Annotated in this window: 13 protein-coding genes and 3 rRNA genes; 12 read left to right on the plus strand and 4 right to left on the minus strand. The window is 68.7% G+C overall.

Annotated elements, in window-relative coordinates; all coding sequences use genetic code 11:
• Positions 1-229 precede the first annotated feature (229 nt).
• Both disA and radA read right to left on the minus strand, forming a co-directional pair.
• Positions 230-1354 (minus strand): DNA integrity scanning diadenylate cyclase DisA, encoded by a 1125-nt coding sequence (disA, locus tag ABR738_RS23475; RefSeq protein ID WP_350231952.1) that lies wholly within the window; start codon positions 1352-1354, stop codon positions 230-232.
• A gap of 90 nt (positions 1355-1444) precedes the next feature.
• Positions 1445-2842: a DNA repair protein RadA gene (gene radA / locus ABR738_RS23480; protein ID WP_350231953.1), complete on the minus strand. Its 1398-nt coding sequence runs from the start codon at positions 2840-2842 to the stop codon at positions 1445-1447.
• Between the two features lie 295 nt (positions 2843-3137).
• On the opposite strand from radA, the gene ABR738_RS23485 reads away from it, so the two are divergent.
• Positions 3138-4823, plus strand: a complete 1686-nt coding sequence (locus ABR738_RS23485; protein WP_350231954.1) for a BACON domain-containing protein — start codon at positions 3138-3140, stop codon at positions 4821-4823.
• A 22-nt stretch (positions 4824-4845) separates the two neighbouring features.
• On the opposite strand, the gene ABR738_RS23490 is transcribed toward ABR738_RS23485, so the two are convergent.
• A complete protein-coding gene (locus ABR738_RS23490; RefSeq protein WP_502964128.1) occupies positions 4846-5682 on the minus strand; it encodes a DUF3109 family protein in 837 nt (278 codons plus the stop codon).
• Positions 5683-5734: 52 nt separating this feature from the next.
• Between ABR738_RS23490 and ABR738_RS23495 the strand changes: the two genes are divergently transcribed.
• The 3 genes from ABR738_RS23495 (at position 5735) to ilvD (ending at position 9978) form a co-directional block, all read left to right on the plus strand.
• On the plus strand, positions 5735-6667 hold the full coding sequence (locus ABR738_RS23495; RefSeq protein WP_350231955.1) for a Ppx/GppA family phosphatase: 933 nt from the start codon (positions 5735-5737) through the stop codon (positions 6665-6667).
• 117 nt (positions 6668-6784) lie between these two features.
• Entirely contained in the window at positions 6785-7606 is an 822-nt protein-coding gene (locus ABR738_RS23500; protein ID WP_350231956.1) for a sugar phosphate isomerase/epimerase family protein, read from the plus strand.
• A gap of 521 nt (positions 7607-8127) precedes the next feature.
• Entirely contained in the window at positions 8128-9978 is a 1851-nt protein-coding gene (gene ilvD, locus ABR738_RS23505; protein ID WP_350231957.1) for a dihydroxy-acid dehydratase, read from the plus strand.
• 76 nt (positions 9979-10054) lie between these two features.
• Here the strand turns inward: ilvD and ABR738_RS23510 are convergent, their stop codons facing one another.
• Positions 10055-12340: a protein kinase domain-containing protein gene (locus ABR738_RS23510; protein WP_350231958.1), complete on the minus strand. Its 2286-nt coding sequence runs from the start codon at positions 12338-12340 to the stop codon at positions 10055-10057.
• Positions 12341-12465: 125 nt separating this feature from the next.
• Here ABR738_RS23510 and ABR738_RS23515 point away from each other — a divergent pair, with 125 nt between their 5' ends.
• The 8 genes from ABR738_RS23515 to ABR738_RS23550 all read left to right on the plus strand — a co-directional run bounded on the left by ABR738_RS23515 (position 12466) and on the right by ABR738_RS23550 (position 21944).
• Positions 12466-12759 (plus strand): peptidase, encoded by a 294-nt coding sequence (locus tag ABR738_RS23515; RefSeq protein ID WP_350231959.1) that lies wholly within the window; start codon positions 12466-12468, stop codon positions 12757-12759.
• Positions 12760-12825: 66 nt separating this feature from the next.
• A complete protein-coding gene (locus ABR738_RS23520; protein WP_350231960.1) occupies positions 12826-13362 on the plus strand; it encodes a hypothetical protein in 537 nt (178 codons plus the stop codon).
• 226 nt (positions 13363-13588) lie between these two features.
• Positions 13589-14383 (plus strand): class I SAM-dependent methyltransferase, encoded by a 795-nt coding sequence (locus tag ABR738_RS23525; protein ID WP_350231961.1) that lies wholly within the window; start codon positions 13589-13591, stop codon positions 14381-14383.
• A gap of 120 nt (positions 14384-14503) precedes the next feature.
• On the plus strand, positions 14504-15313 hold the full coding sequence (gene proC, locus ABR738_RS23530; RefSeq protein ID WP_350231962.1) for a pyrroline-5-carboxylate reductase: 810 nt from the start codon (positions 14504-14506) through the stop codon (positions 15311-15313).
• 764 nt (positions 15314-16077) lie between these two features.
• A 16S ribosomal RNA gene (locus tag ABR738_RS23535) occupies positions 16078-17603 on the plus strand.
• 290 nt (positions 17604-17893) lie between these two features.
• Positions 17894-21018: ribosomal RNA gene (locus ABR738_RS23540) — 23S ribosomal RNA — on the plus strand.
• A gap of 90 nt (positions 21019-21108) precedes the next feature.
• Positions 21109-21225: ribosomal RNA gene (rrf, locus tag ABR738_RS23545) — 5S ribosomal RNA — on the plus strand.
• The 16S, 23S and 5S rRNA genes sit together here, the layout of an rRNA operon.
• A 74-nt stretch (positions 21226-21299) precedes the next feature.
• The gene (locus ABR738_RS23550) at positions 21300-21944 is read left to right on the plus strand and encodes an HAD family hydrolase (protein ID WP_350231963.1); all 645 of its coding nucleotides are present in this window, start codon (positions 21300-21302) and stop codon (positions 21942-21944) included.
• Positions 21945-21970: the final 26 nt, after the last annotated feature.

The raw sequence follows: 21970 nt of genomic DNA on the forward strand, positions 1-21970 counted from the left end.
GGCTGAGCGCGCAGTTCCCCGCGCCCCTGGCGGGGCTTGTGCTGGCCTGCACGGGCAACCTCAGCCTGTCCGGCGATTGAGGACGAGGGGCCCTTAAGGCCGAACGGGGTCTGGGGCGGAGCCCCAGGAGTCCCGGCTGCGGGCCGTGGGTGGCTGGGCGCGCAGTTCCCGGCGCCCCTGGCGGGGCTGGTGTTGGCCCGGGTGGTCAATGCGCGCCTCCCCTGCGGAGCTATACGTAGCGCTCCAGGATGGAGGATTCGGCCAGGCGGGACAGGCCTTCCCGGACGCTCCGGGCCCGCGCCTCCCCGACCCCGTCGACGGTCTGAAGATCGTCCACGGACGCGGCCAGCAGCTTCTGCAACCCCCCGAAGTGCTCGACCAGCCGCTCGATGATCGCCCCCGGCAGCCGCGGCACCTTCGCGAGCAGCCGGTACCCCCGCGGGGACACCGCAGAGTCCAGCGTCTCGGGCGAGCCGCTGTAGCCCAACGCCCGTGCAACTATGGGCAGTTCGAGCAGTTCCGCGTGCGTGAGGTCGTTGAGCTCGCGCAGCGCCTCGTCCACCGTCCGCGACCGCTTGGGCGTGGGCTCGGGCACGTAGTCCCGTACGACCAGCTCCCGCTCGGGCTCGACCCCGGCGATCAGTTCGTCCAGCTGGAGCGAGAGCAGCCGCCCGTCCGTGCCGAGCTCCACCACGTACTCCGCGATCTCGGTCGCGATGCGCCGCACCATCTCCAGACGCTGGGCCACCGCCGTCACGTCCCGGACCGTCACCAGGTCCTCGATCTCCAGCGCGGAGAGCGTGCCGGCCACCTCGTCCAGGCGGAGCTTGTACCGCTCCAGGGTCGCCAGCGCCTGGTTCGCGCGGGACAGGATCGCCGCCGACTCCTCCAGGACCCGGCGCTCCCCGTTTACGTACAGCGCGATCAGCCGCATGGACTGGCTGACCGACACCACGGGGTAGTTGCACTGCTTGGAGACCCGGTCCGCCGTGCGGTGCCGGGTGCCGGTCTCATCGGTGGGGATGTCCGCGTCCGGCACGAGCTGCACACCGGCCCGGTGGATCTTGGTGATGTCCTTGTCAAGGACCAGCGCGCCATCGAGCTTGCACAGCTCGCGCAGCCGCGTCGCCGCGAACTCGACGTCCAGGACGAAACCGCCCGTGCACATCGAGTCGACGGTCTTGTCGAGGCCGAGCACGATGAGACCGCCGGTGTTGCCGCGCAGGATGCGCTCCAGGCCGTCGCGGAGCGCGGTGCCGGGCGCGACGGCACTGAGCGCGGCGCGCATCAGTCCTTCGTTACCGGAGCCCGCGCCGGACTTTCCGGGTGATGATGCCCGGTCGTTGGCTGCCACTGCACTCCTCCGGTGTTGCTCATACGGCGCGTACTGCTCGCGTACTGCTCGTACGGACGGGCGAGACCAGGGCAAAGTCTACCGGCGCGGCTACTCCTCCCGTGGGGCCTGTGCGCGACGTCCACGGGGGAGCACCCGCAGCGCGTCCCCCATGTCGGCGACTTCCGTGACCTTCATACCGGCGGGGACCCTGCCCGGGTCGCTCGGCACCAGGGCGTGCGTGAAGCCGAGCCGGTGCGCCTCGGCCAGTCTGCGCTGGACGCCGGTGACCCTTCTGACCTCGCCCGCGAGGCCCACCTCGCCGATCGCGACCAGATTCTTCGGCAGCGGGGTGTCGCTCGCGGCCGACGCCAGCGCCAGCGCGATCGCGAGGTCGGCGGCGGGCTCGGAGAGCTTCACCCCGCCCACCGTCGCGCTGTAGATGTCGCGCTTGCCGAGCGCGGTGATGCGGCCGCGCTGTTCGAGCACGGCCAGCATCATCGAGACGCGTGAAGTCTCAAGACCCGAGGTCGTGCGGCGCGGTGAGGGGATCTGGGAGTCGACTGTGAGCGCCTGCACCTCGGCGACCAGCGGGCGCCGGCCTTCCAGGGTGACGGTCAGACAGGTGCCCGGCACCGCCACGTCGCGCCGGGTCAGGAACAGGCCGCTGGGGTCGGCGAGTCCGATGATGCCCTCGTCGTGCAGCTCGAAGCAGCCGACCTCGTCCGTCGCGCCGTAGCGGTTCTTGACCCCCCGCACCAGACGCAGGCGCGCGTGCCGGTCGCCTTCGAAGGACAGCACCACGTCCACCAGGTGCTCCAGCAGGCGGGGGCCCGCGATCGCGCCGTCCTTGGTGACATGGCCGACCAGGAGCGTGGACATGCCGCGCTCCTTGGAGGCGCGGATCAGCGCGCCCGCGACCTCGCGGACCTGGGCCATCCCGCCGGGCGCGCCATCGATCTCGGGTGAGGCGACGGTCTGCACGGAGTCGAGCACGAGCAGGGAGGGCTTGACCGCGTCGAGGTGGCCGAGCACGGCGGACAGGTCGGTCTCGGCGGCCAGATAGAGGTGGTCGTCGATGGCCTTGATGCGGTCGGCGCGCATCCTGACCTGGCTCGCCGACTCCTCGCCCGTGATGTAGAGCGTGCGGTGGTCCTCGCTCGCCGCCTTGGCCGCCACGTCAAGCAGCAGCGTGGACTTGCCGACGCCGGGCTCGCCCGCGAGCAGCACGACCGCGCCGGGCACGAGACCGCCGCCGAGCACCCGGTCGAGCTCGTCCACACCGGTGCTGCGTGCGGTCGCCTGGCGGCCGTCCACCTGTCCGATGGGGAGCGCGGCCGTGGAGACCCGGCCGGCCGCCGTGGTGCGCACCGCGGGCGCGCCGTACTCCTCGACCGTCCCCCACGCCTGGCACTCGGGGCAACGGCCGAGCCACTTGGCGGTGGTCCAGCCGCATTCGGTGCAGCGGTAGGACGGCCGGTCCTTCGCGGATTTCGTACGGGCAGCCATGGCGTCACCGTATAGGGACCCACTGACAACGCAGCCAACGCAGCCAACGCAGCCAACGCAGCCAACGCAGCCAACGCAGCCAACGCAGCCGGGGCGGCCGCGGGGGCCGTCGCACGGGCCGGGGGAGCGTCACCCCGCCCGCCTGCGCTCGTTTGCGCCCTGCGTGAGGGATCTGCCGCCAAATGCTGCGGAATTCCCGATTCCTGTCCCCTTTTGAGGGATACGTTCACCCGTAAGGATTAAAAGTGCTCAACCGGTACGAAGAACCCTTCATGCTGCCCCTACGGTCGCACGCGTGACGAGCAGCAGACTGGATCAACCAGCGCACAACACCGGCGCAAACCGGGCGCAGCGCCGTGCGCCCCGTACGTTGGCCCAGCGCCCGCCCGCGCGGTACGAGGCCTACCTCGACGGTCTGTTCACGTACTGCCTCTCTGTCCTGTGCGACCACGACGAGGCGACCGCCGCCCTCGGTGACCTGCTGGCCGTCTCCGAGCGCCAGTACGCGCGTTGCCCGGCGGGCGAGGCCGAGCGCCGGGCGTGGCTGTACGCGCTCGCCCGCTGGGCCTGTCTGCGCAAGCTCACAGAGCGCAGGCGCAATCGGCAGGGCGCCCACACCGGCCGCACCACCGAGGAGACGCCGGCCGTGGAGGTCCCCGAGCAGGAGCGGGAGCGCCGCCGCCGTGAACTGGCCCTGCTCGCCTGGCCCGAGGCGGCCGGCACCACGCCCGAGCAGCGAGAAGCACTGGAACTCGCGGTCCGCCACCAGCTCGGCGCCCGCGAGGTCGCCTCGGTGCTCGGCATGAACTACCCGGCCGCGCGCGAACTGCTCGCGGCGGGCGCCTGCGAGGTCGAGCGGACCCGGGCCGCCCTCGCCGTCGTCGAGATGGGCGGCTGCCCCGCCGTCGCCCAACTCACCGGGGACCACGAGGTGTTGCTGTCGGCCGCGCTCCGCCGCGAACTGGTGCGCCACGTCGACGACTGCCCCCGCTGCCGCCGCGCCGCCGAACGCGCGGGCGCCGACGGACCCTGGCCCGGCTCGACGGTCACGCCGGCCGCGCTGCCGCTGGCCGAGGCGCCCAGGGCCGCCGCACAGGCCGCGATGCTGCACGTGCCACGGGCGCGCGGCGGCGCCCCGCGCTTCGACCGCGCCGGGTTCCCGATGGACCCCAAGGACCGGGCCGCCCGGCGCGACCGGCTGCGGGCGCGGGCGGTGACCACCACCGTCGTAGCGACCGTCGTCGCGGCCCCCGTCTTCGCGCTCTGGGCCGCCTACCGGGGCGCCCCCTCGACCGGCGAACCGGAGGGCGGCGCGAAGGTCACCGCCAGCGAGGCCGACAACCCCGCCGGGCTCACCGGCCGCCCCGCCGACCGCTACGAGAACGCGGGCAACGCGCGCAACGCCCCCGACACCCGCTTCACCGCCGGCAGCCGCACCCCCGACGTCTCGGTCGAGGTCATCAGCCCCACCACCGCCCCCGATGGCCCGGCCAGACTCGCGGTCGCGGCGAGTTCGGCGGGCGACACCACCGTCCTGACCCTGACCTCGACGGGCGGCGCGCCGGTCGACTGGTCGCTGCGCGCCCGGGCGGGCTGGCTCGTGTTCAGCCAGAGCGCGGGCAGGCTGGCCCCGGGCGCAACCGTCACCGTCTACATCCGCGTCGATCGCGGCAGCGAACCGCACCACGCCTGGTCGGCGCGGGTCGAAGTGGCCCCCACGGGCGCGACGGTCCGCATCAGCGGCGACGGCACGCCCGTCGTGACACCGTCCTCGCCCGACCCGGGCGGCCCCGGCGACCCGGGCAGCACCGGCCACCCCGGCCCGCCCGGATCCAGCGCGCCCCCCACCCACCCCACAGGGACGGGCAGCCCGACCCCCACGCCGACCGCGACACCACCGAGCCCCACCCCCACCCCCACCAAGGCTCCGCCCTCGGCCACCCCCACCCAGACCCCGCCGTCAGCCACACCGAGCAGCTGAACGGGCCTGCCTCGAACGGGAGTTACCGCTTGGGGTCAGCCGGGTGCGGCGCGACCAGCGGAAGCTGCGAGGCGAGCCGCGCCTCGCACTGCTCGACCAGGACGGCGTACGCCGCAGGGCCCATCAGCTCGGTCAGCTCCGGGCGGTACGTGACGTACACCGGCTCGCCCGCGCCATGGGCCGACGTCGCCGACGTGCACCACCAGTGCAGGTCGTGACCGCCGGGACCCCAGCCGCGCCGGTCGTACTCGCCGATGGAGACCTGGAGCACCTTGGTGTCGTCGGGCCGCTCGATCCAGTCGTACGTCCTGCGCACCGGCAGCTGCCAGCAGACGTCCGGCTTGGTCTCCAGCGGCTCCTTGCCCTCCTTGAGGGCGAGGATGTGCAGCGAGCAGCCCATGCCGCCCGCGAACCCCGGCCGGTTCTGGAAGATGCACGAGCCCTGCCAGCGGCGGGTCTGGCGGTCGCCGTCCTCGTCGGTCTGGATCCAGCCCGTCTCGGTGCCGATGCCGTGGAACTGCCACAGCTCGGGAGTGAGCCGCGCCACATGCCCGGCCACGCGCTTCTCGTCGTCCTCGTCGGAGAAGTGGGCGCCGAGCGTGCAGCAGCCGTCGTCGGCCCGGCCCGCCTCGATGCCCTGGCAGCCGCTGCCGAAGACGCAGGTCCACCGTGAGGTGAGCCACGTCAGGTCGCAGCGGAAGACCTGCTCGTCGTCGGCGGGGTCGGGGAATTCGACCCAGGCACGCGGGAAGTCCAGTCCCTGCTCGTCCTGGGCCCTCATCTGCTCGCCCCGCGACAGCTTCGCGGGGTTCTTCGGGGCTTTGGCTTTGCCCGGCTTCGCCTTTTTCGTCTCTGGCACCCCTCAAGCGTATGTCCGAGGGCGTCCGTGCAGGCGCAGTAGCGTTCGGTCCATGAGACTCGGAGTCCTCGATGTGGGGTCGAACACGGTTCATCTGCTGGTGGTGGACGCGCACGCCGGTGCCGCGCCGCTGCCCGCGCACTCGCACAAGGCCGAGCTGCGCCTGGCCGAACTCCTCGACGAGGGCGGCGCCATCGGACCCGAGGGCATCGACCGGCTCGTCGCCACGATCGGCGAGGCCCTGCTCGCCGCCGAGGACAAGGGCGTCCAGGAACTGCTCCCCTTCGCGACCTCCGCCGTGCGCGAGGCCAGCAACGCCGACCTCGTCACCGCCCGCGTCCGCGAGGAGACCGGCGTGGATCTGGGCGTGCTGTCCGGCGAGGAGGAGGCGCGGCTCACCTTCCTCGCGGCGCGCCGCTGGTACGGCTGGTCGGCCGGGAAGCTGCTGCTGCTCGACATCGGCGGGGGCTCGCTCGAAGTGGCGTACGGCATCGACGAGGAGCCCGACGCGGCGGTCTCGCTGCCGCTCGGCGCGGGGCGGCTGACCGGCGGCTGGCTGCCCGGCGACCCGCCCGACCCCGCCGACGTGCGGGCCCTTCGCCGGCACGTACGGGCTCAAATCGCCGGCACGGTGGGGGAGTTCGCTCGCTCGGGTCGCCCCGACCACGTGGTCGCCACGTCCAAGACGTTCAAGCAGCTCGCGCGGATCGCGGGGGCCGCGCGTTCCAGCGAGGGCGCCTATGTGCAGCGGACCCTGAGCCGGGCCTCCCTCGAGGAGTGGGTGCCCAAGCTCGCCGCCATGACCAGCGAGCAGCGCGCCAGGCTCCCCGGAGTCTCGGTGGGCCGGGCGCCGCAGCTGCTCGCGGGGGCGCTGGTGGCGGAGGGCGCGATGGACCTGTTCGCGGTCGACGAACTGGAGGTCTGCCCCTGGGCGCTGCGCGAGGGCGTGATCCTGCGGCACCTGGACCATCTGCCGGCGGGGTGAGCGGGGGGCTGCCCGAGCACGGGGCGGGCCGGGCCCGGAGTTACCGGCGAGTGTGACGTTCGTCGGTCTCGCAGGACCGCCTCCCCTCCCGGCGGCGGGGGCCCGTACGCTGTCTGCGTGGCAGAACCAGTGGTGCGCATCCCGGATGCGAAGGTCGCCCTGTCCACGGCGTCGGTCTATCCGGAGTCGACAGCGACGGCCTTCGAGATCGCCGCACGCCTGGGCTACGACGGCGTCGAGGTCATGGTCTGGACCGACCCCGTCAGCCAGGACATCGAAGCCCTGCGGCGGCTCTCCGACTATCACCGGGTGCCGATCCTGGCCGTCCACGCGCCGTGTCTGCTGATCACCCAGCGGGTCTGGTCCACCGATCCCTGGGTGAAGCTCCAGAGGGCGAGGGCGGCGGCGGAGAAGCTGGGCGCGTCGGCGGTGGTGGTCCACCCGCCCTTCCGCTGGCAGCGTCAGTACTCTCGCGACTTCGTCAACGGGATCTGGCGGATGCACGACGAGACGGACGTCAGATTCGCCGTTGAGAACATGTACCCGTGGCGCTACCGGGACCGCGAAATGCTCGCGTACGCACCCGACTGGGACGTGACGAAGGACGACTACCGGCACTTCACCGTCGACCTGTCGCACGCCGCGACCTCCCGTACCGACGCGATGGCCATGGTCGACCGCATGGGCGACCGGCTCGCCCACGTCCACCTCGCGGACGGGCGCGGCTCGGCCAAGGACGAGCACCTGGTGCCGGGCCGCGGCACCCAGCCCTGCGCGGAACTGCTGGAGCGGCTGGCCCTGACCGGCTTCGACGGACACGTCGTCATCGAGGTCAACACGCGCCGCGCCATGTCCGCCGCCGAACGCGAGGCCGACCTGTCGGAGGCCCTGGCCTTCACCCGCCTACACCTGGCCTCGGCACCGGCCCACCGAACCTGACCTACCCCGCACGGGCCGGCCCCGGATACTCGGGGGCGCGAGGAACTGCGCGCCGAGCCACGAGCCGGCCCGCAGGCAGGGGGCAACCTGATCCCCTGACTCCGCGCCACCCGGGCCCGCGCCGAGTGGTCAAGGGGCGCGAGGAACTGCGCGCCGAGCCACGAGCCGGCCCGCAGGCAGGGGGCAACCTGATCCCCTGACTCCGCGCCACCCGGGCCCGCGCCGAGTGGTCAAGGGGCGCGAGGAACTGCGCGCCCAGCCACGAGCCGGCCCGCAGGTGACGGGCAACCCCGATCCCTCCCTCTCCCCCGGAGGGTTTGGGGAAGGGGCGGGGAGGGGCCAAGAACCGGGGTCTGGGGCGGAGCCCCAGCGGCCCCGCCCCCGCGCCCCCGCGCCCCGCCAGTGGGGCCACATGCCGAACCCCCCGTCCCGCCATCCGGACAACCCGTCCAGATCCTGGAGCCCGGCGTAGGCTCACACCAGAGCACCAGAGCACCCTCATACCTAGGAGACGAGCGACGATGCCCGAGCTGAGGTCCCGCACAGTCACCCACGGCCGCAACATGGCAGGCGCTCGCGCCCTGATGCGAGCCTCCGGTGTAGCGAGCGAGGACATCGGCAAGCCGATCATCGCCGTGGCGAACAGCTTCACCGAGTTCGTGCCGGGCCACACCCACCTCGCCCCCGTGGGAAGGATCGTCTCCGAGGCGATCCAGAAGGCCGGCGCCGTGCCCCGCGAGTTCAACACCATCGCCGTGGACGACGGCATCGCGATGGGCCACGGCGGCATGCTCTACAGCCTCCCCTCCCGCGACCTCATCGCGGACAGCGTGGAGTACATGGTCGAAGCCCACTGCGCCGACGCCCTGATCTGCATCTCCAACTGCGACAAGATCACCCCGGGCATGCTGATGGCAGCCCTGCGCCTCAACATCCCCACCGTCTTCGTCTCCGGCGGCCCGATGGAGTCCGGCAAGGCGACCCTGGTCGACGGCACGGTCCGTACGCTCGACCTGGTCGACGCCATCTCGGACGCGGTCAACGACAAGATCTCCGACGCGGACATCCTCCGTATCGAGGAGAACGCCTGCCCGACCTGCGGCTCCTGTTCCGGCATGTTCACGGCCAACTCCATGAACTGCCTGACCGAGGCGATCGGCCTGAGCCTCCCCGGCAACGGTTCGGTCCTGGCCACCCACACCGCCCGCCGCGCCCTGTACGAGAACGCCGCCCGCACGGTCGTCGAGATCACCAAGCGCCACTACGAGCAGGACGACCACTCCGTCCTGCCCCGCTCCATCGCCACCCGCGCCGCGTTCGAGAACGCCATGGCGCTGGACATCGCGATGGGCGGCTCCACCAACACGATCCTGCACCTGCTGGCCGCCGCCCAGGAGGCCGACCTCGACTACGGCCTGAGCGACATGGACGCCGTCAGCCGCCGCGTCCCCTGCCTGGCCAAGGTCGCCCCGAACGTCGCCAAGAACCGTACGTACTACATGGAGGACGTGCACCGCGCCGGCGGCATCCCCGCCATCCTCGGCGAGCTGTACCGCGCGGGCCTGCTCAACGAGGACGTCCACACCGTCCACTCCCGCTCCATCAAGGAATGGCTGGACGCCTGGGACGTGCGGGGAGGCTCCCCGTCCCCCGAGGCCGTCGAACTGTGGCACGCGGCCCCCGGCTGCGTCCGCTCGGCGACCGCCTTCTCGCAGTCCGAGCGCTGGGACACCCTGGACACCGACGCCGCCGAAGGCTGCATCCGCGACGCGGCGCACGCGTACAGCAAGGACGGCGGCCTCGCGGTCCTGCGCGGCAACCTCGCCGAGGACGGCTGCGTCGTGAAGACGGCCGGCGTCGACGAGTCGATCTGGACCTTCGAGGGCCCGGCCGTCGTCTGCGAGTCGCAGGAAGAAGCCGTCGACAAGATCCTCACGAAGCAGATCACGCACGGCGATGTCGTGGTGATCCGTTACGAGGGTCCCAAGGGCGGCCCCGGCATGCAGGAGATGCTGTACCCGACGTCGTTCCTCAAGGGCCGTGGCCTCGGCAAGACCTGCGCGCTGGTCACCGACGGCCGCTTCTCCGGCGGCACCTCGGGCCTGTCCATCGGCCACGCCTCGCCCGAGGCCGCGTCCGGCGGCACCATCGCGCTCGTCGAGGACGGCGACCGCGTCCGGATCGACATCCCCAACCGTACGATCGAACTCCTGGTCCCCGAGGCCGAATTGGCGAGCCGACGTGAGGCGCTGAACGGGGTGTACGCCCCGAAGAACCGCGAGCGCAAGGTGTCCGCCGCGCTGCGCGCCTACGCCGCGATGGCCACCAGCGCCGACCGCGGCGCGGTCCGCGACGTGTCCAAGCTGGGCTGACGCCGCCGCTTGCCGCGCACCTGAACATGACGCCCGTCAGGATCGGTCCTGACGGGGCGTCATCTCCGTCGGGGCGTCACCAACTCCCCACATCCCCCGGATCGACCGCGAAGACCGACCCGTCGGGAGAGGTGGCGTACACCCGGCCCCCGGCCGCGAGCGGCGCGGCGAGCGCCGGGGTGAAGGTGTAACGGCCCATGTTCATCCGGGGGTTGGTCTGCCCGGCCAGCGCGCCCTTGTGCGCGTCGAAGACGAGCAGCCGTCCGTCCGCACCCGTCAGATACACCCGGCCCCCCGAGGCGACCGGCCGCGACGCGCGGGCCAGTCCCGTGTCGAGCCGCCACGCCTCGCCGCCGCGCACCGAGTCGACCGCCACCAGCGTCCCGCCCGCGCCGAAGAGATAGACGGTGTCCTGGTCGACGCCTGCCTGCGCCTGGTCGAGCGGGGTCGTCAGCGCGGTGCGCCGGACGGAGTGCGTGGCGGCGTCGAGGCGCACGACGGCCGTGGTGAAGCCGCCGGCGTCGGTCGCCAGCAGGAACACCGCACCGCCGCTCGCCGAGACGGGCCGCAGCCGACCCTGCGCCCGGGCCTGCCCGCGCACGGCACCGGTCGCGGGATCGACAGCGGTCACCGACGTCGAGGCGCCGTCGGCGGAAGGCGTCACGGCATAGGCAACGCCACCGTCCCCCGACACCACCCACTGGGACCGCGCGCCGCCCGCCGGGGCGCGCCATTTCTCCTTGCCTGTGAGGGAGTTGAGTGCGGTGATGTGCCCGTCCGCCGTGGTGAGCAGCACGACCGCGCCCGCGGGACGCACCCCCGAGTACGCCGACACGTCGAAGGACCACACCTGCTTGCCGGTCGCCGCGTCGTACGCGCGCAACGGCTGACGCGGGGCCCGCGCCAGCACGACGCCGCCCGCCACCGCCGGGGCGTACTCGTCCGAAAGGGACCGGCCGCCCGCCCCCGGCACCGACCACACCGCCTTCCCGCTGACGGCATCGAGCCGGGCCAGCGCGACCCCGGGCGCGGAGCAGAACAGCGCGCCGCCGCCCCCACCGCCCTCGCCGCCCGAGCAGAACGCCGTACGGTCCTCGCCGTCGCCGGCACCGCCCGGCTCCAGCCGGGTCTGCCAGGGACGGAACCGGGCCGCGTCGTGCTGTTCGGGCGCGGCCAGCGTCCCCGTGCCGTCGGGCATCGCGCGGACGGCGGCCGCGCCCGCGCCGAGCACACCGACGAGCGCGATCGACGCGGCGGCCCAGCGCGCGCGGCGGGGGAACCGGCCGGGGAACCGGCCGGAAAAGGGGACGCCGCCGGACAGGACGCCGCCGGACAGGATCCCTCTGGACCGGACGCGTCCGGACGAGCCGGGGGCGGCCGCCGCAAACGCGCCGGCCCCCTCGACGCCGGTTCCGCCCCCGCCATCACCCACGCCACCACCCCCGCCTCCACGCTCACCCCCGCCCCCGCCCCCGCCCTCCGACGGAACGGGATTGCGGAACACCTGGGTGGGGATGGACGCCTCGGAGCCGTACGCCGCCGACCGCAGCGCCGACATCAGCTCGTCCGGGGTGGGCCGGTCGCCGGGTTCCTTGGCGAGACAGCCGCGCAGGACGGACACCAGATCCTCGGGCACCCCGGCCAAGTCCGGCTCGTTGTGCACCACTTGATAGGCGACGATGTAATGCGACTCGGAGTCGAAGGGCCCCCGGCCGGTCGCGGCGTGCACGAGCACCGCGCCCATCGCGAACACGTCGGCGGCGGGCCCGACATCCCGAGGTCGCTGGAACTGCTCGGGCGCCATGAACGGCGGAGTGCCGATCAACTTGCCGGTCTCGGTCCGCAGATCACTGTCGTACGGACGCGAGATCCCGAAGTCGATGACCTTGGGCCCGTCGGCCGCGAGCAGCACATTGCTGGGCTTCAGGTCGCGGTGCACGACCCCGGCCCGGTGGATGTCGCGCAGCGCCTCGGCGAGCCCGGCACCGAGCCGGCGTACCTCGGTGGCCGGCAACGGGCCGCTGTCCTTGACCCGTTGGGCGAGCGTGGGCCCCGGAATGTGCACGGTGGCCATCCAGGGCCGCTCGGCGTCGGGGTCGGCGTCCACGACGGACGCGGTGAAGGCGCCGCTGACCCGCCGGGCCGCCGACACCTCCTGGCGGAACCGCGCCCGGAATTCCGGATCGGCGGCGTGCTGGGCGTGTACGACCTTGACGGCGAGCCGCATGCCGGAGGGAGACGTGGCCAGATGCACCACGCCCATGCCCCCGGAGCCGAGGACGGATTCCAGCCGGTACGCCCCGACGGATTCCGGATCATCGGCGCCGGGCGCCCCGAACCCGATACTGCGCGGCGACGCCATGGCCGACCCCCGTGTGTCCGTTGTACGCACGCGTCGACGGAGCCTAGTCGATGACGGGTGTGGTCCCGATGGGGCTTGCTAGCCTGCGTGTTGCACACAGAGTGAAGCCAATGGGGGAGACAACCATGACCGCGGAATCGGCCGAAAACACTGCCTCGGCGTCGCTGGGGGCGCGCCGCTACCCGGTGGCCCCGGGCGTCGAACTGAATGTACGCAGCGGCCCCGGCACGGACTACACGATCGTCGACACCCTGGACCTGGGCGCCTCGGTCCCGGTGAACTGCCAGACGCCGGGCACGCGCGTCTCCGGCCCGTACGGCACCTCGAACATCTGGGACAACATCGGCAACGGCCGCTACGTCTCGGACGCGTATGTGAAGACGGGCAGTGACGGCTACGTGGCGCAGCGCTGCGGCTAGCATCCTGGATCCCGCCCGGGGCGCGGGGTGCGCCCGGCCAGGGAGCGCCCGGGGATAATCGGCAGCATGAGCGAGCACACGGGCGAGAGCGCCGACGCCGGCAAGCGGGGCGGGGACGCCGGGGCGGGAGCCGCGGGTCCCCGGCCCGAGCCCATCCGTTTCTACGGCACGACCTGGGTCGACCACGACGGCGGATACGGACTGCGCCGGATCGGCACGGCGGCCGGCTCGCTCGCGGCGGCGGTGGCGGCGTGCTTCGTACTGCGCTTCGCCTACGAGGGGCTGCAACTCGCCGACACCGGCACGTTCGTGAACGTCCTGGTCGTGGTGATGTTCGCGATCTGTAGCGCGCTGGCCTTCCGCAAGACGTGGGAGGGCTTCTCCGCCCGCCCCGCCGACCCGGACGCGGACCGCTCCCTCCAGGGTCTCAAGGCGATCGGCTTCATCGGCTCCCTGCTCGCCTACTTCTTCCGCACCTTCACCGAGGCCCCGGGCGAGGGCCTGCGCCGCGCGGAGTACGAGACCTCCCGCGCCCAGTACGAGCGCCGCCGCGCCACCCGGACCGGCAACCCGTCGACCCGCAAGAAGCCGAAGCGGAAGTAACGCGGAAGCGGAAGTGCCGCGGAAGCGGAAGTAACGGGGAAGCGGAAGTGCCGCGGAAGCGGAAGTAATGCGGAACCGGAGGCACGCGAAAACGGAGCGAAATCGGGCGGGACGGGGGCGAAAGCGGGCGGGAGAGGGAGCGGTCGCGGGAGCAGTCGCGCGAATGCAGGACGCACGCGGCGAAAATATGCCCGCCGCCCGCACCCCGCGCGGCAGACTCGGCCCCATGACGTCTCCCGCGCCGCCCACCCGCGCCCACTCCTTCAACGCCGCGGCGGCCCAGTACGCCGCGAACCGCCCCTCCTACCCCCAGCTCCTCCTGGACACCCTGGAGGAACTGGCCGGGCGTCCCTTGAAGGACGCCCGGGTCGCCGACATCGGGGCAGGCACCGGCATCGCGAGCGCCCTGCTGCACGCCCGGGGCGCGCGGGTCACGGCGGTGGAGCCGGGCGGGGGCATGGCCGCCCAGTTCCGCGCGAGCCACCCCGGCATCCCCCTCGTGCGCGGCGACGGCGACCGCCTCCCCCTGGCCACCGCGTCCGCCGACTTCCTCACCTACGCCCAGGCCTGGCACTGGACCGACCCGGCGAAGGCGGCCCCGGAGGCCCGTCGCGTGCTGCGCCCCGGCGGCGCGCTCGCCCTCTGGTGGAACATCACCGACCACACGGCGCCGTGGCTCGCCGACCAGGACGCCCGCATCCGGGACCACCTCGGCGTCGACGTCTCGGCGGAGCAGCGCGCGGTCGCCGCCGGGAACGGCAGCGGCCCCACCGAACGCGGCGAGCACCCCTGGGTCGACCTCCCTGGCCTGACCTTCACGGAACGCCGCATCCCGCACTCCCGCACGGTCCCGCTCGCCACCCACCTGGCGAACCTGGGCAGCCACTCGGCGTTCCTGGTCCTCGGCGAGGAGCGGACGAACGCGTTCATGACCAGGGAGCGGGCCCTGCTGAGCGAGCTGTTCCCGGACGGCATGGTCGAGGAGCGGTACGTGGTGCATCTGCGCCTGGCCCTGAACTGAACGCCCCCAGGCCTGACCGAAGAAGAGCCACCCATACCGCCCTTCGGACGCCCCCGCCTGCCCCACCGCCCCGGTGCGAGGATGACGTCACGAACCCCGCACCACCTGGAGGGTGACCGCATGACCCAGACCGTCGCAGTCCTCGGCACCGGCAAGATCGGCGAGGCTCTGCTCAGCGGAATGATCCGGGCCGGCTGGCACCCGGCACACCTCCTCGTGACCGCCCGCCGCCCGGAACGCGCCAAGGAACTCCACACCCGCTACGGCGTCGACGCGGTCACCAACGCCGAGGCCGCCCAGCGCGCCGACACCCTGATCCTCGCCGTGAAGCCCCAGGACATGGGCAGCCTCCTGGACGAACTCGCCCCTCACTTGGCGAGCGACCGCCTGGTGGTCAGCGCGGCGGCGGGCATCCCCAGCTCGTTCATCGAGGCCCGCCTCGCCTCCGGCACTCCGGTCGTCCGCGTCATGCCGAACACCCCGGTCCTGGTGGACGAGGGCATGTCCGTGATCAGCGGCGGCAGCCACGCGACCCAGGACCACCTCGCCCATACGGAGGAGATCTTCGGCGGCGTCGGCAAAACTCTGCGCGTACCGGAATCCCAGCAGGACGCGGCGACCGCCCTCTCCGGCTCGGGCCCGGCGTACTTCTACTACCTGGTCGAGGCGATGACGGACGCCGGCATCCTCCTCGGCCTGCCCCGTGCCCAGGCGTACGACCTGATCGTGCAGTCCGCGATCGGAGCGGCCGTGATGCTCCGCGACAGCGGCGAGCATCCCGTGAAGCTCCGGGAGGCCGTCATGTCCCCGGCGGGCACGACGATCAGCGCGATCCGCGAACTGGAGAACCACGGTGTACGGGCCGCCCTGATCGCCGCCCTGGAGGCCGCCCGCGACCGCAGCCGCGAGCTGGCCTCCGGCACCGGCTGACGTCCGGGCCCCGCGCGCCCCACCCGGCCAAAGCCCGAGGTCAGCGCCGCGCGGGGCAGCTGTCCCGGCAGGGGCCCATGGCCCTCGGGCGGGGCCTGGCCGAGGGTTGACACGGCCATCCCCGGTACGTAATGTTCTCCGAGTTGTCCGACGTGAGCGCCGACCCCGGTCGGTCCCCGGACAGCCATTCCGCACCAACCACTTCTCATGAACGACACCTCGTCGTCTCATTTTTCGTGCGCTTTTGCGAAATGAGGAATCCGCGTTCGAGGACGCGCCCCGATTGGCGTCGGGGGCCAGGATTCCGCTAATGTCTCACTCGTCGGAACGGCCCAACAGCCGGGAAGACAAGCCGACTTGACCCCGGGAGACCGGGAATCGGGCCCGAAAGGATCTGATAGAGTCGGAGCTGCCGGAAAGGGAAACCCGTGAGGGAGGACCTGAAAGGCACCGAGGAAATCGGACACGAAAGAGTCTGATAGAGTCGGAAACACGAAATACCGAAGGGAAGCGCCCGGAGGAAAGCCCGAGAGGGTGAGTACAAAGGAAGCGTCCGTTCCTTGAGAACTCAACAGCGTGCCAAAAGTCAACGCCAGATTGACAACCCCGTCTCCACTTCGGTGGGACGAGGTTCCTTTGAAAAGTCCTGCCGACCCTCGTGGTCGTCAGGCAATGACACAGCGAGGACGCTGTGGACGGGCCGCCTTATTCCGGTGGTTCCGTCCCGCTCTTACGTGATGTGTGCACCCGATTACGGGTAAACATTCATGGAGAGTTTGATCCTGGCTCAGGACGAACGCTGGCGGCGTGCTTAACACATGCAAGTCGAACGATGAAGCCCTTCGGGGTGGATTAGTGGCGAACGGGTGAGTAACACGTGGGCAATCTGCCCTTCACTCTGGGACAAGCCCTGGAAACGGGGTCTAATACCGGATAACACTCCTCAGGGCATCTTGAGGGGTTAAAAGCTCCGGCGGTGAAGGATGAGCCCGCGGCCTATCAGCTTGTTGGTGGGGTGATGGCCTACCAAGGCGACGACGGGTAGCCGGCCTGAGAGGGCGACCGGCCACACTGGGACTGAGACACGGCCCAGACTCCTACGGGAGGCAGCAGTGGGGAATATTGCACAATGGGCGAAAGCCTGATGCAGCGACGCCGCGTGAGGGATGACGGCCTTCGGGTTGTAAACCTCTTTCAGCAGGGAAGAAGCGAAAGTGACGGTACCTGCAGAAGAAGCGCCGGCTAACTACGTGCCAGCAGCCGCGGTAATACGTAGGGCGCAAGCGTTGTCCGGAATTATTGGGCGTAAAGAGCTCGTAGGCGGCTTGTCACGTCGGATGTGAAAGCCCGGGGCTTAACCCCGGGTCTGCATTCGATACGGGCTAGCTAGAGTGTGGTAGGGGAGATCGGAATTCCTGGTGTAGCGGTGAAATGCGCAGATATCAGGAGGAACACCGGTGGCGAAGGCGGATCTCTGGGCCATTACTGACGCTGAGGAGCGAAAGCGTGGGGAGCGAACAGGATTAGATACCCTGGTAGTCCACGCCGTAAACGTTGGGAACTAGGTGTTGGCGACATTCCACGTCGTCGGTGCCGCAGCTAACGCATTAAGTTCCCCGCCTGGGGAGTACGGCCGCAAGGCTAAAACTCAAAGGAATTGACGGGGGCCCGCACAAGCAGCGGAGCATGTGGCTTAATTCGACGCAACGCGAAGAACCTTACCAAGGCTTGACATATACCGGAAACGGCTAGAGATAGTCGCCCCCTTGTGGTCGGTATACAGGTGGTGCATGGCTGTCGTCAGCTCGTGTCGTGAGATGTTGGGTTAAGTCCCGCAACGAGCGCAACCCTTGTTCTGTGTTGCCAGCATGCCCTTCGGGGTGATGGGGACTCACAGGAGACTGCCGGGGTCAACTCGGAGGAAGGTGGGGACGACGTCAAGTCATCATGCCCCTTATGTCTTGGGCTGCACACGTGCTACAATGGCCGGTACAAAGAGCTGCGATGCCGTGAGGCGGAGCGAATCTCAAAAAGCCGGTCTCAGTTCGGATTGGGGTCTGCAACTCGACCCCATGAAGTCGGAGTTGCTAGTAATCGCAGATCAGCATTGCTGCGGTGAATACGTTCCCGGGCCTTGTACACACCGCCCGTCACGTCACGAAAGTCGGTAACACCCGAAGCCGGTGGCCCAACCCCTTGTGGGAGGGAGCTGTCGAAGGTGGGACTGGCGATTGGGACGAAGTCGTAACAAGGTAGCCGTACCGGAAGGTGCGGCTGGATCACCTCCTTTCTAAGGAGCACAGTACCGATTGCAGACACATGTTCTGCACGGTCAGCTCATGGGTGGAACGTTGACTATTCGGCACTTCCGGTCGACTCGGGCCGCTAGTACTGCTCTTCGGAGCGTGGAACGCGACACGGGGCGATGGGGAGGGCCGGGCACGCTGTTGGGTATCTGAAGGCACGGGCTTTTTGCCCGCTGGTCTTCGGTCGCCGGCCCCAGTGCACTCACCAGGTTCTGGTGGGGTGATGGGTGGTTGGTCGTTGTTTGAGAACTGCACAGTGGACGCGAGCATCTGTGGCCAAGTTTTTAAGGGCGCACGGTGGATGCCTTGGCACCAGGAACCGATGAAGGACGTGGGAGGCCACGATAGTCCCCGGGGAGCCGTCAACCAGGCTTTGATCCGGGGGTTTCCGAATGGGGAAACCCGGCAGTCGTCATGGGCTGTCACCCATACCTGAACACATAGGGTATGTGGAGGGAACGAGGGGAAGTGAAACATCTCAGTACCCTCAGGAAGAGAAAACAACCGTGATTCCGGGAGTAGTGGCGAGCGAAACCGGATGAGGCCAAACCGTATGCGTGTGATACCCGGCAGGGGTTGCGCATGCGGGGTTGTGGGATCTCTCTTTCACAGTCTGCCGGCTGTGAGGCGAGTCAGAAACCGTTGGTGTAGGCGAAGGACATGCGAAAGGTCCGGCGTAGAGGGTAAGACCCCCGTAGCTGAAACATCAACGGCTCGTTTGAGAGACACCCAAGTAGCACGGGGCCCGAGAAATCCCGTGTGAATCTGGCGGGACCACCCGCTAAGCCTAAATATTCCCTGGTGACCGATAGCGGATAGTACCGTGAGGGAATGGTGAAAAGTACCGCGGGAGCGGAGTGAAATAGTACCTGAAACCGTGTGCCTACAAGCCGTGGGAGCGTCGCTGTATGTGCTTGCACATACAGTCGTGACTGCGTGCCTTTTGAAGAATGAGCCTGCGAGTTAGCGGTGTGTAGCGAGGTTAACCCGTGTGGGGAAGCCGTAGCGAAAGCGAGTCCGAATAGGGCGATTGAGTTGCACGCTCTAGACCCGAAGCGGAGTGATCTAGCCATGGGCAGGTTGAAGCGGCTGTAAGAGGTCGTGGAGGACCGAACCCACCAGGGTTGAAAACCTGGGGGATGACCTGTGGTTAGGGGTGAAAGGCCAATCAAACTCCGTGATAGCTGGTTCTCCCCGAAATGCATTTAGGTGCAGCGTCGTGTGTTTCTTGCCGGAGGTAGAGCACTGGATAGGCGATGGGCCCTACCGGGTTACTGACCTTAGCCAAACTCCGAATGCCGGTAAGTGAGAGCGCGGCAGTGAGACTGTGGGGGATAAGCTCCATGGTCGAGAGGGAAACAGCCCAGAGCATCGACTAAGGCCCCTAAGCGTACGCTAAGTGGGAAAGGATGTGGAGTCGCAGAGACAACCAGGAGGTTGGCTTAGAAGCAGCCACCCTTGAAAGAGTGCGTAATAGCTCACTGGTCAAGTGATTCCGCGCCGACAATGTAGCGGGGCTCAAGCGTACCGCCGAAGTCGTGTCATTCCAGCATATAGGGCCAACGCCTGCTGGGATGGGTAGGGGAGCGTCGTGTGCCGGGTGAAGCCGCAGCGGAAGCTAGTGGTGGACGGTTCACGAGTGAGAATGCAGGCATGAGTAGCGATACACACGTGAGAAACGTGTGCGCCGATTGACTAAGGGTTCCTGGGTCAAGCTGATCTGCCCAGGGTAAGTCGGGACCTAAGGCGAGGCCGACAGGCGTAGTCGATGGACAACCGGTTGATATTCCGGTACCCGCTTTGAAACGCCCAGTATCGAATCCATTAATGCTAAGGCCGTGAAGCCGCCCTGATCTCTTCGGAGTTGAGGGGAGTGGTGGAGCCGCTGACCCAAGGTGGTAGTAGGTAAGCGATGGGGTGACGCAGGAAGGTAGTCCAGCCCGGGCGGTGGTTGTCCCGGGGTAAGGGTGTAGGACGTGCGGTAGGCAAATCCGTCGCACACATAGTCTGAGACCTGATGCCGAGCCGATTGTGGTGAAGTGGATGATCCTATGCTGTCGAGAAAAGCCTCTAGCGAGTTTCATGGCGGCCCGTACCCTAAACCGACTCAGGTGGTCAGGTAGAGAATACCGAGGCGTTCGGGTGAACTATGGTTAAGGAACTCGGCAAAATGCCCCCGTAACTTCGGGAGAAGGGGGGCCATCACCGGTGATGAGATTTACTCTCTGAGCTGGGGGTGGCCGCAGAGACCAGCGAGAAGCGACTGTTTACTAAAAACACAGGTCCGTGCGAAGCCGTAAGGCGATGTATACGGACTGACGCCTGCCCGGTGCTGGAACGTTAAGGGGACCGGTTAGTGACCTTTCGGGGTTGCGAAGCTGAGAACTTAAGCGCCAGTAAACGGCGGTGGTAACTATAACCATCCTAAGGTAGCGAAATTCCTTGTCGGGTAAGTTCCGACCTGCACGAATGGCGTAACGACTTCTCGACTGTCTCAACCATAGGCCCGGTGAAATTGCACTACGAGTAAAGATGCTCGTTTCGCGCAGCAGGACGGAAAGACCCCGGGACCTTTACTACAGTTTGATATTGGTGTTCGGTTCGGCTTGTGTAGGATAGGTGGGAGACTTTGAAGCGGCCACGCCAGTGGTTGTGGAGTCGTCGTTGAAATACCACTCTGGTCGTGCTGGATGTCTAACCTCGGTCCGTGATCCGGATCAGGGACAGTGTCTGATGGGTAGTTTAACTGGGGCGGTTGCCTCCTAAAGAGTAACGGAGGCGCCCAAAGGTTCCCTCAGCCTGGTTGGCAATCAGGTGTTGAGTGTAAGTGCACAAGGGAGCTTGACTGTGAGACCGACGGGTCGAGCAGGGACGAAAGTCGGGACTAGTGATCCGGCGGTGGCTTGTGGAAGCGCCGTCGCTCAACGGATAAAAGGTACCCCGGGGATAACAGGCTGATCTTCCCCAAGAGTCCATATCGACGGGATGGTTTGGCACCTCGATGTCGGCTCGTCGCATCCTGGGGCTGGAGTCGGTCCCAAGGGTTGGGCTGTTCGCCCATTAAAGCGGTACGCGAGCTGGGTTTAGAACGTCGTGAGACAGTTCGGTCCCTATCCGCTGCGCGCGCAGGAACATTGAGAAGGGCTGTCCCTAGTACGAGAGGACCGGGACGGACGAACCTCTGGTGTGCCAGTTGTCCTGCCAAGGGCATGGCTGGTTGGCTACGTTCGGAAAGGATAACCGCTGAAAGCATCTAAGCGGGAAGCCTGCTTCGAGATGAGTGTTCCCACCTCCTTGAGAGGGTAAGGCTCCCAGTAGACGACTGGGTTGATAGGCCAGATGTGGAAGCCCGGTAACGGGTGGAGCTGACTGGTACTAATAGGCCGAGGGCTTGTCCTCAGTTGCTCGCGTCCACTGTGTTTGTTCTGAAGCAATGAACTCCCGCATGCCCTCTGGGGTGTGTGCCGGTCGAGTTCAACTTCATAGTGTTTCGGTGGTCATAGCGTTAGGGAAACGCCCGGTTACATTCCGAACCCGGAAGCTAAGCCTTTCAGCGCCGATGGTACTGCAGGGGGGACCCTGTGGGAGAGTAGGACGCCGCCGAACAAATTTTGGGGAAAGCCCCGCACCAGACCCTTCAGGGTCCCGGTGCGGGGCTTTTCTGCGTTTAAGGTCGAACCATGCGCTACGACCTCATCATCTTCGACAACGACGGCGTGCTCGTCGACAGTGAGCCCATCTCCAACACCATCCTCTCCGGCTATCTCACCGAGCTCGGCCACGCGACCTCGTACGAGGATTCCCTCCGCGACTACATGGGCGCCGCTGTCCACCGCGTCCACGACCTCATCGAGGAGCGGACCGGTCGCTCCCTGCCGGCGGATTTCGACGAGACCCTGCACGCCCGGATCTTCGCCGCGTTCGAGCGGGAATTGCAGCCGGTCGCGGGCGTCACGGACGTACTCGGAAAGCTCGTGGCGGACGGGGTGCCGTACTGCGTCGCCTCGTCCGGGACGCATGAGCGGATCAGGGTGGGGCACCTCAGGACCGGGCTGGACGAGTGGTTCGAGGACGAGTGGGTGTTCTCCGCCGAGGACGTAGGCCGGGGCAAGCCGGCGCCGGACCTGTTCCTGCACGCGGCCGAGCGCATGGGCGTCGCGCCCGAGCGGTGTGTCGTCATCGAGGACAGCCGGCTGGGGGTGGAAGCGGCGCGGGCGGCGGGGATGGACGTGTACGGGTTCACGGCGATGACGCCGGCCGAGCGGCTTGCCGGGGCCAATGGGTACTTCGACGACATGGGGCAGCTGCTCGGATTGCTCGGGTGATCCATCTACCCAGGGGTAGGTGACGG

The sequence above is a fragment of the Streptomyces sp. Edi4 genome (assembly GCF_040253615.1).
Lineage (GTDB): Bacteria > Actinomycetota > Actinomycetes > Streptomycetales > Streptomycetaceae > Streptomyces.

Coding starts and splice junctions, on each gene's coding strand:
- radA (WP_350231953.1), bottom strand. CDS start 2,842: ATGGCTGCCCGTACGAAATCCGCGAAGGACCGGCCGTCCTACCGCTGC.
- ABR738_RS23495 (WP_350231955.1), top strand. CDS start 5,735: ATGAGACTCGGAGTCCTCGATGTGGGGTCGAACACGGTTCATCTGCTG.
- ilvD (WP_350231957.1), top strand. CDS start 8,128: ATGCCCGAGCTGAGGTCCCGCACAGTCACCCACGGCCGCAACATGGCA.
- ABR738_RS23510 (WP_350231958.1), bottom strand. CDS start 12,340: ATGGCGTCGCCGCGCAGTATCGGGTTCGGGGCGCCCGGCGCCGATGAT.
- ABR738_RS23515 (WP_350231959.1), top strand. CDS start 12,466: ATGACCGCGGAATCGGCCGAAAACACTGCCTCGGCGTCGCTGGGGGCG.
- ABR738_RS23520 (WP_350231960.1), top strand. CDS start 12,826: ATGAGCGAGCACACGGGCGAGAGCGCCGACGCCGGCAAGCGGGGCGGG.
- ABR738_RS23525 (WP_350231961.1), top strand. CDS start 13,589: ATGACGTCTCCCGCGCCGCCCACCCGCGCCCACTCCTTCAACGCCGCG.
- proC (WP_350231962.1), top strand. CDS start 14,504: ATGACCCAGACCGTCGCAGTCCTCGGCACCGGCAAGATCGGCGAGGCT.
- ABR738_RS23550 (WP_350231963.1), top strand. CDS start 21,300: ATGCGCTACGACCTCATCATCTTCGACAACGACGGCGTGCTCGTCGAC.